The organism is Pseudoalteromonas sp. SR45-4, assembly GCF_014163535.1.
Classification (GTDB): Bacteria; Pseudomonadota; Gammaproteobacteria; order Enterobacterales; family Alteromonadaceae; genus Pseudoalteromonas; species Pseudoalteromonas nigrifaciens.
On the sequence record NZ_JACJDO010000020.1, the window covers coordinates 56,514 to 66,947 of the forward strand.

The following is a 10,434-nucleotide window of genomic DNA, read 5'->3' on the forward strand; positions in this document are numbered from 1 at the left end:
GGAAAGGTATTTTACTGTGTCGGATGGCGCTTCGCTTATCCGACCTACATTCGGTACTTTTTAGGTAATCGATAATACAAAACGCTAATGTTAATTGAGGCTGCCTTTTTTCGTTGGGCTTCTCTGCGCTCAAACCAACCCAAGTAAAAACACCTTAAAATAATAAAATAAGGTGTTTTTACTTTGTGATTTTGACTGTTTACTTGCTACTTTTTACTTGCTAATAGCGAGCTAACTTAGTTTGTACTTAGCTTTGCGGTGGCTCGGGCGTGGGTACTATTTTTGATACCAGTAACTGCTCAACCCGAATGCCTTCAACATCGACCACTTCAAATTTAAAGCCGGCGTATTGAATGTATTCTGCACGTTTTGGAATGCGTTTCATGGTATAAATTAAATATCCGGCCACGGTTTCGTAATGACTTTGATGAGGAAACTCATCAATATCAAGTACTTTAGCCAACTCAACTATGGGGGTTAAACCATCAACTAACCAGGAGTTTTGGTCGCGCTCAACAATTAACTCATCATCGCTGTGAGTAATTAAGTCGCCCATAAAGCCTTTCATTAAATCTTTTACCGTTACTATGCCTACCACTAATGCGTATTCGTTAACTACCACAGCAAAAGGCTGTACGGCTGTTTTAAACGCATTTAATGCCTCTGATAAACTGAGGGTTTCGGGCAGATAAAAAATATCTTTTTCGAGCATTTCGCTATTAATATTCGCTGCATCGCCTTTAAGTACTTGGCGTAAAATATCTTTTGATTCTACAGAGCCGATTAATTTATCTAAATTATCGTTACACACTAAAAAGTGATTATGTGGATGCTCTATTATTTTGTTAGCAATATCATGGCTCGACTCATTAATATCAAAATAAACTATTTGGTCTCGCGGCGACATCACACTCGATATAAAGCGCGCTTCTAGGTCAAATACGTTACCGATTAAATCGTATTCTTGTTGCTGTAGGCTACCGTATTCTGCACCTGCATCCATCATGGCAACAATGTCTTCTGTGGTTACAATATCTTCGCGCTCGCTTGGTACTTTAAAAATACGCAAAATAATATTTGTTAAACCATTAAAAAATAATACCAAGGGCGTTAAGGCATAGGTAACCCAGCGCATTATTGTTACCACGCGCACAGCAACGGCCTCTGGCAAAATCATCGCCAAACGTTTAGGTAGTAAATCTGCAAATAAAATAAACAGTGAAGTAATGGTTAAAAACGACAGTAAAAAACTAATTTGTGCCAGTAATGGGCCTTGATAAAAAAACTGCAAAACATTTTGCACATAAGGCGAAAGTGCTTGCTCACCCACAATGCCGCCTAATATAGCAATAGCATTAAGGGTTATTTGGATCATGGCAAAAAATGCCCCAGGTTGTTCTTGTAGCTTTAATACTGCAGCTGCTTGAACATTGCCCTCATCAGCCATTACTCTTAATTTTATTTTACGCGATGCTGCAATCGCAATTTCCGACATTGCAAACAACGCACTGATCAAGATTAATAAGCCAATCCCGACTAAATCACCCATTTATAGCTCCAATAAAATACGCTTTTATAGCAAAAGCAGCTGGATTATAGTCGCTTTTTTAAACGGGGCAATTTAAATTTAATATTTATTAAAAGGCTTTTATTATCAATACAATAAGCAGGCCTTTCGACCTGCTTTAAGATTACTTGTTCATCGCACTAATCAAAAACGCCGAAATTTTAGCGCCTTCTCGTAAGGTGGTTTCTGAACTTGACTGCCCTACTAGCGAGCTGTCGGTAAAAGGCGCAATTTCCATCATATCGGCACCGGTGATCGGAAATTCATCGGCTATGGCTGATAAAATATCCAGTGCGTGCTGTGGCGTTAAGCCGTTTGCCTCTGGTGTGCCTGTTGCAGAGGCAAATTTTTCATCAAGGGCGTCAATATCAAAGCTAACATACACTTCGTCAACGTTGTCGGCTTTAAGCTGGGCAATGGCATCTGCGGCAACGGCTGCTGCACCGCGCTCTATAATTTCATGCGCCCAATGTTGTTTAACACCAAAGGTGCTTTCCCAATGCTCTTTTGGTTTACCGCTTGAACGAATACCAAATTGAATTAAATGATGTGGCGCAGGTAAAAACTCTAAAATATGCGTACACCAAGAGCCAAAACATAAATCAATGCCTAAGCGCTCAACCAATAGGTCGGTATGGGCATCAAAATGAATAATTGCGGTACGCTTGCCTTGTGCGCGCTTAGCTTTTAAATACGCTTTTGTTAATGGGTAACTAATTGAATGATCGCCGCCAATACCAAAAATGCCTTTATTTTCAAACGTTGCATAAAAGCTGTCGCATACATCTTCAGTGATCGACAGTGGGCTAACGTAATAGTCGTTATTTTCGTTGCCGTATAATGCTTTTTGGCAATTGGTTATAGTGGCTTTGTTTAGGTATTTATCATGTAATAAATGAGGAATAACGCGTACGTCGCCTAAATCGAATGAGCGGCACTGAGGTTGCTGATCGAGTAACGCTGAGCGTAAAAATAACGGCCCCCAGTTTGCGCCACGTAAAATACCGCCGCCACAATCTGAGCTAATACCTAGCATAACCGCTTTATGCGGCGAATTGGGTAACTCGTTAAGCGACTCACGCCATAATGGGCCAATGTTTTCGGTTTGCCCATAAAGCTTATTTCTTAATGCAGCTTTGCGCTCTTTTGCAGTGTTAACTGTATATACACCATCACCTGGTGCGCACAAACAATGCTCAATTTTGCTTTTAAATTCCTGAAATTCGGTGCTCATGGTAAACCCTTATAAATCTATATGTTTTGCGTGGTACTGATTAGTTATGCAAAATTGCTAATATTTAAATACTAACAATAACATTAGTACTGCTTGCTAAAAGCAAACTAACGTTAAATTAGCTTTGCTTCACTAATGTATATACCATCCAAAAAATAACAACTAACCATATGAATAAAAACAACTTAGTGTAAATGTGCCTGTTGTTTATGATAATTTACTCATTACTTTAGACGATCAATATAATGTCTGCCTATACAAGTCAACCGCCTCATTTTACGGGTAATTTTAATATATGCTTGAATATTCAATGTGGGTGAATAAATCAAAACAAATCAACACGGACATACGTCCTGTACTAAACAAACAATTATAGTAATGATGCTAAATTGATAGTAATTTTATAAAGGCTTAGTTATGGAAAAGGTATTTCACTTAGGGTTATGTATTGACGATCTTAAAGGTGCAAAACTGGCTATTGTTCCGGGCGACCCGGATCGTGCTGCACGTATTTCGCAATTTTTAGATAACCCAACTTGCCTGGCTAAAACGCGTGAATTTCATGTTTATTTAGGTGAGCTTAATGGCCATTCTGTGGTTATATGCTCTACCGGTATTGGCGGTCCATCGACGTCGATTGCCGTTGAAGAATTAGCCCAACTTGGCGTGCACAGCTTTTTGCGTATTGGTACTACTGGTGCAATTCAACCACACATTAACGAAGGCGATATTTTAATTAGCCAAGCCTCTGTGCGTTTAGATGGTGCAAGCCAGCATTTTGCGCCGCTTAGCTACCCTGCGGTATCTGACTTTTTTGCTACCCAAGCTATGGTTAAAGCCTGTGAAAACCTTAATATCGATTTTCATATTGGTATTACTGCATCAAGCGACACATTTTACCCAGGGCAAGAGCGTTACGATACGCACTCTGGTTATGTACCAAAGTCGTTACAAGGCAGCTGTGAAGAGTGGCAAAAATTGGGTGTGATGAACTACGAAATGGAATCGGCAACCTTATTTACTATGTGTGCGGCACTTGGTTTACAAGCAGCGTGCGTAGCCGGTGTATTAGTTAATCGTACTCGCCAAGAAATTCCTAATGTTGACCACGGCGAAATTGAAAGAAAATCAGTTGCGGTAGTATTAGAAGCCGCTAAAGTACTGCTCGCTAAGTAACAGTACTTTTTAGTGTGTCAGTTTGCCAAGTTACTCACTTAATGGCGCACTAATTAGCTCAAGTGGTGGCAAGTTTACAAAGCTTGCTAGCACTGCTTGAGCCACTCCCGCTTGGTTTTCATGACCAGCGGTTTCTAACAGTGTTATTCCCTTTACGGTATGTTGATCAAAACTCAAACCGGCTAAAAACAACTGACTTAATGCACTTTGCAATGGCGATAAGCTAGGGCTGTATGCAGCGTTTTCTGCGTAACTGCCATAAAAGTCACCGTTGTTAAACGTAGTGATTTTTACTGCGCTGTAGTTTTGGCTATACGGTACATAAGCTGCTAACGCATAGGCTGCCAGCTGTTGCTCTACTTCTGTATTGTTAAATGAGCGAGCCTGCGGGGCTGGATTAAATAAGCTGTACTGATTGCCTAAATCGGTGGGGCCAAACGAATGCGGTAACAAGTCTGCAAGTTTAAATTGCTGCTCGGGCAGTAAAATATCAAATTCACGCGCATCAGCTAATTCGTTCATAAATTGGCGGCAATAACCACAAGGTGCGTCACTAATCGCTATTTTTAGTATTTTTTTCGCGCCATTTAACCAAGCATTATTAATTGCAGACTGCTCTGCGTGCACCACTAAACTAAGTGCTTGGCGGTTAAACTCGGCATTAGCACCAAAGTAAAAATTAACCTCGCCGCTTTCATCAAGTGCTTTAACGATTGCACCTACATGAAAGTTCGATACGGGTGCTACCGCAAACTCAGACGCTAAAGGCACTAAACCTTGTAATAAGGCGTCGTTTGTTACATTAAGTTGCGCGCATAGTTGGTTAATATTATTTGCGTTTAAAATACCGCGCTGGGTTTTTAATTGGCTACGTAAAGCCTGTGTTTGCGCTACGCTTAAAGAGATGTGGGTATTACTTAGTGCGGTGTTTGCTTGTACTAAAAAGGTTGCAGAAGCCATAATATAATTTTTGTTATTCAATGGCTAAGTAGTTTAAAAGGTTAGCGCATAAAATGCCAGCGCATATGCATAAAATAAGGGGTTACGGCGCTGCGCAATCCCCTTATTTTTATTTAGCCATTAACCAGTATTGCGCATACCTGCTGCTATGCCGGTCATGGTGATCATTAACGCGTTATCTATATCGCCTTCACTGCCGTTGTCGCTTGAGCGCGCACGGCGAAGTAACTCTACCTGCAACACATTAAGCGGATCGGTATAAGGGTTACGCAGCGCAATTGACTCTTTGATCCATGGCTGATCGGCCAATAAGCTTTTTTGCGGGCTAAGCGACTGTACTAAACTAATCGCTTCTGCGAGCTCTTTGCGCAAGGTAACACCAAGTGGTTTGTACATATCTTCCACCAGCGCGTTATCGTAATGCTCACTTAACCAGCTGTCGGCCTTACTAAATACCATTTCGAGCATTTCTAGGCGCGATCTAAAAAATGGCCATTGTAAGCTCATTTCTTGCAGGGTTTCAACGCCGTATTTTGCCAAGGCCGCTTGTAATCCTGTTAATGCGCCTAACCACGCAGGTAACATTAAACGATTTTGGCTCCATGCAAAAATCCATGGTATTGCCCGCAAACTTTCGACCCCACCTGTAGGGTTGCGTTTTGCAGGGCGCGAGCCAAGCGGCAGTTTAGAAAGCTCAAGCTCTGGGGTTGCCATTCTAAAATAAGGTACAAAGTTTTCATCGTGGCGTACCACGTTACGATAATGCTCGCACGACTCTTCGCTGATCAAAGCCATTACTTCGCGCCATTGTGGTTTAGGCTCTGGCGGTGGTAATAAATTACTTTGCAGTACAGCGCCGGCGTAAATATTTAAGCTTTGTAGCGCAACATCGGGTAAACCAAATTTAAAGCGGATCATCTCGCCTTGCTCAGTTACTCGCAAACCACCTTTTAATGACCCCGGTGGTTGTGAATGTAGGGCTTGTGCAGCCGGTGCGCCGCCTCGCCCTACCGTACCGCCACGGCCATGAAATAACACCAGCTCTATGCCGCGTTTGTCGGCCAATTGCACTAGCTTATCCATTGCTTCGTACTGCGCCCAACCAGCTGCCATCATACCGGCGTCTTTTGCTGAGTCTGAGTAACCTATCATAACGTTTTGGGTATTGTTAATTTGGCCTCTGTACCAGTCATTATCCAACAAAGTAGTAATAACATTGTGGCCATCATTTAAATCATCTAAGGTTTCAAATAACGGCGCAACCGGTAATTTAAAGCTACAACCACTTTCTTTTAACAGCAATTGTACCGCTAAAATATCGGAGGCTGTGCGCGCCATCGAAATAATATATAAGCCAAATGTTTGCTCGTCTTGCTGTGCAATCACGTCAAAGGTGTCGAGTACTTCTTGCACCTCTGGGCTTGGCTGCCAACGCTTAGGTATTAGCGGCCTGCGCGAGTTAAGCTCAGTAAGTAAAAAGGCTTGTTTGTCTTGCTCTTGCCATTGGTTGTAATCGCCTAAACCTAAGTAACGCGTAAGCTCTGAAAACACATCACCATGGCGCGATGAATCTTGGCGTACATCTAATTTAGCTAACCGCAAACCAAAACTATTAATACGATGTAATACATCCAGTAATAGGCCATCAGCAACTACTTTCATATTGCATTTTAATAGCGAGCGATAGCACACCTCAATTGGATGTTTTATTTGGTTTATATCGGTAATTAAGTCTTGGGCTTCGCTACGCTGGTTTTTTATTTTTGCTCCTAAATGCATTACGGTTTCTAACACTTGGTTTTTAAGTGTTTTAATCACGCAGCGATAAGGTTCAAATTCTTGCCCCGCAAGGGCTATTAGCTCATCACTGGCATCAGACATCGACAGCTCTGTACTTAGCGTTTCTAGATCGCGGCCATATAAGTCCAGTGCCATCCAACGACCATGATCAAGCACCTCTTTGGTTACTTGTGCGGTTACATAAGGGTTGCCGTCACGATCTCCGCCCATCCACGAGGTAAACTCTATTGGGCTGTAGTTTATTGGTAACTCTAAGCTTAAATGCTCTTTTACATGCTGGCTAAACTCACGTAAAAAACGCGGCACTGCATGCCACAAGCTATTTTCAATCACCGCGTAGCCCCACTTTGCTTCATCAACAGGGGTGGGTCGCGAGCGACGAATATCGTCGGTGTGCCATGCTTGGCTAATTAACTGCGCAATACGGTTTAAAATAGCCTCGCGCTCTTGTGCTAAGTTATCAGTTCGCTCCAATGAAGCTAAGCAATCACTTAACTCAACGTGCTTATTAATAATTGTGCGGCGTGTTACTTCTGTAGGGTGCGCGGTTAGCACCAAGTTTATGTGGAGTTTTGAGAGTGTGTCGGCCAAATGATTGTGATTAAGTTGGCCATTATTTGCTTTAGTTGCTAACGTTTTTAATGTTTGAGTGAGAGGATTTAGCTGGCAAAAGCCAACATCATTAAAACGCGAAACGGTATGAAACTGCTCTGCAACATTGGCAAGGTTTAAAAAATGATTAAATGAACGGGCAACCGGTAACAGCTCTTCATCGCTGAGCGCATGTAATACTTTTATTAGTGTTTTACGGTCGTTTTCGTTGCCACTGCGAGATGACTTTGATAAAGCCCTTATTTCTTCTACTTTATCTAAAATTGCTTGACCTTGGGCATCTTTAATTGTTTGCCCTAATAATTGGCCTAGTAAATTTACATTGCCTCGCAAGGCGGCATATTGTTCACTCATTTCTCAGTCTCCTTTGTTTCATGGAGCACTATTAATATCACTATGCGCGGTTATTTAATAGATCCATTTGCAATGGAGTGTCGTAAAAAAGCATATGTAAAATAATTACAAAGCAATAACATGATCATTTTTTACGATGCTAACTGCCCATTGTGTAACGCCGAAATGCAACATTTAAAGCGTGCTGACATTAATAATAAAATAATATTAGAGGACCTTAATGCCACTGACTTTAATACGCGTTTTCCTAATGTAGATAAAAGTATAGCTATGGCGTTATTACACGCAAGAATGCCATCTGGAATAATGATCTATGGCCTTGATGTAACCTACCAAGCATGGAAAACAGTAGGTAAATATCCTTGGTTGAAGATTATTCGCTTGCCCATAATTCGATTTTTTGCTGATTGCACATACACTTTTTTTGCTAAGTATCGCCAGCCTATAAGTCGTTTTTTAATGCCAAACTCACAGTGTAAAAATAATCAATGTAAAACCAAAAGTGCAGGTGATAAATGAAAACTATTGTTTTATTTGGCGCAAGTAGCGCAATTGCACAAGCTTATATAGCGCATTTAAATAACCAAGTAACCCAGTACCATATTGTTTGCGTAAGCGCGGGCTCGCGCAATGCACAGTACAATAACCTAAATAATATAACGCAACTGCAAAGCGATTATTCAAAACAAAGCTTAAACAATGTTACCACTACACTACAAAACCAGCAGGCTGATTTACATCAGGTAATTATTTTTAATGGCCTTTTACATAATCAGCAACACATGCCAGAAAAAAAACTAGAGGACATTAACAGCGATTATTTTAATCAACTATTGCAAGTTAATGCGCTTACACCCCTGCTATGCCTGCAAAGTGTATTACCATTATTAACACCTAAAACCCACTGCACTATTACCGCATTAAGCGCCCGGGTTGGCAGCATAAACGACAATAAACTTGGCGGCTGGTATACCTATCGCGCATCAAAAGCGGCGCTTAATATGTTATTTAAAACTGCTGCCGTAGAGCTGGCAAGGCGCGCTAAAAACACTAAGCTCATTTTATTTCATCCCGGTACTACCGACACTGAGCTGTCTAAGCCTTTTCAAAAAAATGTACCGCCAAACACGCTTTTTACTCCTGCGTTTGTAGCGCAGCAATTATTTGAACTGACTAACAACAACCCTAATTTAGAACTTAACGGTGAACCCGCCTACCTAGATTGGCAAGGCACTGCTATTTCATGGTAGGTATTTCATGGTAAGGATTTTTTAATGCATTTTACTAAAGCGCGCATTGCAGCACTTGAAAAACACACGCGTACCCACTTTATAAACTCGTTGTCAGGCTTTAAAAGCGCTAACTTAATTGGCACTCAAGACAGCCAAGGCAATACTAACTTATCGATTGTTAGCTCTGTTATTCATTTAGGCGCGCACCCGCCATTAATTGGTATGATAATACGCCCCCATAGCGTTCCCCGTCACACTTTCGAAAATATTTTAGCAACCGGTGTTTATACTATTAATCATGTTAATAGTGCTATTTATCAGCAAGCACATCAAACCTCGGCGCGTTATGATAAAAACGAATCAGAGTTTGCTGCCACTGGTTTAACAGCTGAGTATTTAAATGAATTTACTGCCCCTTTTGTACAACAAAGCCGCTTAAAATATGCGGTAAAATACATTGAACATCAGCATTTAGCAGTCAATGGTACTGAGCTTGTGATTGGCGAAATAATGGACGTATATTTAGATGAAGCGGCACTGCAAAGCGATGGCTTTTTAGACTTACAGGCCATAGATACGGTAGCCATAAGCGGGCTCGATAGCTACCACAGCACTAACAAACTAATGCGCCTGCCTTATGCTAAAAAGTAACCAGGCTGCAAATACATTATTTGTAGCTTTTAATACACTGTAGAGTAATCATGATTGATAAACTGCAATTAATCCCAATATACTCATTATATTCGCTTTACCGCTTTGCCCTAAGGGAAAATAATGAAAACGCTTAAAATTGATATTGTATCGGATGTAATGTGCCCATGGTGCATTATTGGTTATAAAAACCTTGAAAAAGCACTCAGTGAATTACACGGTGAAATAAACGCAGAAATTAGCTGGAAACCGTTTGAGCTTAACCCAAATATGCCGCCTGAAGGCCAAGATCTAAATGAACATTTAACGCAAAAGTACGGCTTAACACCAGAGCAAAGCAAAGATAACCGCCAACGTTTAATAGACGCCGGAAAAGACGCCGACTTCACGTTTAACTTTGACGATAAGCGAATGATAATAAATAGCTTCGATTGCCATCGTTTATTAGCATGGGCTGCCACTTCAAATAAGCAGACCGAGCTAAAACTGGCTTTATTTAAAGCCCACTTTTCTGACTTAGTGAATTTAAACGAGCAACCCGCTTTGCTTGATATTGTTGCAAGTGTTGGCCTTGATACAGACCGTGCTCAAGAAATTTTAGCCGGTGGTGAGTTTTTTCAAGAAGTACGCAGCCAGCAAAGTGACATACAGCAAATGGGTATTACCACAGTGCCTACTTTTATCATAAATGAGCAATACGCCCTTACCGGCGGACAACCTAGCGCTGCATTTGTGCAAGCCTTTAAGCAAATAACTGAAGAAGAAGCACAGCAAAACGCTGAGTAATTAAACTCTGAATTAAAGAATTTAAAAAGGCTGCAATGTGCAGCCTTTTAATTTAATTTAAT

At 41.1% G+C, this 10,434-nt stretch carries 9 protein-coding genes; 5 read left to right on the forward strand and 4 right to left on the reverse strand.

The annotated features are described in order from the left end of the window. Positions 1-247 precede the first annotated feature (247 nt). Together H5058_RS10265 and H5058_RS10270 are read right to left on the reverse strand one after the other, a co-directional pair. On the reverse strand, positions 248-1,549 hold the full coding sequence (locus H5058_RS10265) for a hemolysin family protein (protein WP_011329947.1): 1,302 nt from the start codon (positions 1,547-1,549) through the stop codon (positions 248-250). Positions 1,550-1,691: 142 nt separating this feature from the next. After that, entirely contained in the window at positions 1,692-2,801 is a 1,110-nt protein-coding gene (locus H5058_RS10270) for an arginase family protein (RefSeq protein ID WP_058374934.1), read from the reverse strand. A gap of 417 nt (positions 2,802-3,218) precedes the next feature. Here H5058_RS10270 and udp point away from each other — a divergent pair, with 417 nt between their 5' ends. Further along, a complete protein-coding gene (gene udp, locus H5058_RS10275) occupies positions 3,219-3,977 on the forward strand; it encodes a uridine phosphorylase (RefSeq protein WP_011329945.1) in 759 nt (252 codons plus the stop codon). A gap of 30 nt (positions 3,978-4,007) precedes the next feature. Here the strand turns inward: udp and cdd are convergent, their stop codons facing one another. Both cdd and ppc read right to left on the reverse strand, forming a co-directional pair. Then, a complete protein-coding gene (cdd, locus tag H5058_RS10280; protein ID WP_011329944.1) occupies positions 4,008-4,937 on the reverse strand; it encodes a cytidine deaminase in 930 nt (309 codons plus the stop codon). Between the two features lie 120 nt (positions 4,938-5,057). After that, positions 5,058-7,703 (reverse strand): phosphoenolpyruvate carboxylase, encoded by a 2,646-nt coding sequence (gene ppc / locus H5058_RS10285; protein ID WP_182677989.1) that lies wholly within the window; start codon positions 7,701-7,703, stop codon positions 5,058-5,060. A gap of 120 nt (positions 7,704-7,823) precedes the next feature. Here ppc and H5058_RS10290 point away from each other — a divergent pair, with 120 nt between their 5' ends. From H5058_RS10290 to H5058_RS10305, 4 genes are all read left to right on the forward strand, one after another. Continuing rightward, positions 7,824-8,222, forward strand: coding sequence for a thiol-disulfide oxidoreductase DCC family protein (locus H5058_RS10290; protein ID WP_182677991.1), 399 nt, complete (start codon positions 7,824-7,826; stop codon positions 8,220-8,222). Then, positions 8,219-8,953, forward strand: a complete 735-nt coding sequence (locus H5058_RS10295; RefSeq protein ID WP_089369196.1) for an SDR family oxidoreductase — start codon at positions 8,219-8,221, stop codon at positions 8,951-8,953. Before H5058_RS10290 ends, H5058_RS10295 begins: the two co-directional genes overlap by 4 nt. Positions 8,954-8,977: 24 nt before the next feature. Beyond that, entirely contained in the window at positions 8,978-9,586 is a 609-nt protein-coding gene (locus H5058_RS10300; protein ID WP_089369195.1) for a flavin reductase family protein, read from the forward strand. Positions 9,587-9,709: 123 nt separating this feature from the next. Next, positions 9,710-10,372 (forward strand): DsbA family oxidoreductase, encoded by a 663-nt coding sequence (locus H5058_RS10305; protein ID WP_086995654.1) that lies wholly within the window; start codon positions 9,710-9,712, stop codon positions 10,370-10,372. Positions 10,373-10,434: the final 62 nt, after the last annotated feature.

What these genes read in the sequence shown, in the direction of transcription:
- cdd (WP_011329944.1), bottom strand. Translation starts at nt 4,937, where the DNA reads ATGGCTTCTGCAACCTTTTTAGTACAAGCAAACACCGCACTAAGTAAT.
- H5058_RS10290 (WP_182677991.1), top strand. Translation starts at nt 7,824, where the DNA reads ATGATCATTTTTTACGATGCTAACTGCCCATTGTGTAACGCCGAAATG.
- H5058_RS10300 (WP_089369195.1), top strand. Translation starts at nt 8,978, where the DNA reads ATGCATTTTACTAAAGCGCGCATTGCAGCACTTGAAAAACACACGCGT.
- H5058_RS10295 (WP_089369196.1), top strand. Translation starts at nt 8,219, where the DNA reads ATGAAAACTATTGTTTTATTTGGCGCAAGTAGCGCAATTGCACAAGCT.
- udp (WP_011329945.1), top strand. Translation starts at nt 3,219, where the DNA reads ATGGAAAAGGTATTTCACTTAGGGTTATGTATTGACGATCTTAAAGGT.
- ppc (WP_182677989.1), bottom strand. Translation starts at nt 7,703, where the DNA reads ATGAGTGAACAATATGCCGCCTTGCGAGGCAATGTAAATTTACTAGGC.
- H5058_RS10265 (WP_011329947.1), bottom strand. Translation starts at nt 1,549, where the DNA reads ATGGGTGATTTAGTCGGGATTGGCTTATTAATCTTGATCAGTGCGTTG.
- H5058_RS10270 (WP_058374934.1), bottom strand. Translation starts at nt 2,801, where the DNA reads ATGAGCACCGAATTTCAGGAATTTAAAAGCAAAATTGAGCATTGTTTG.
- H5058_RS10305 (WP_086995654.1), top strand. Translation starts at nt 9,710, where the DNA reads ATGAAAACGCTTAAAATTGATATTGTATCGGATGTAATGTGCCCATGG.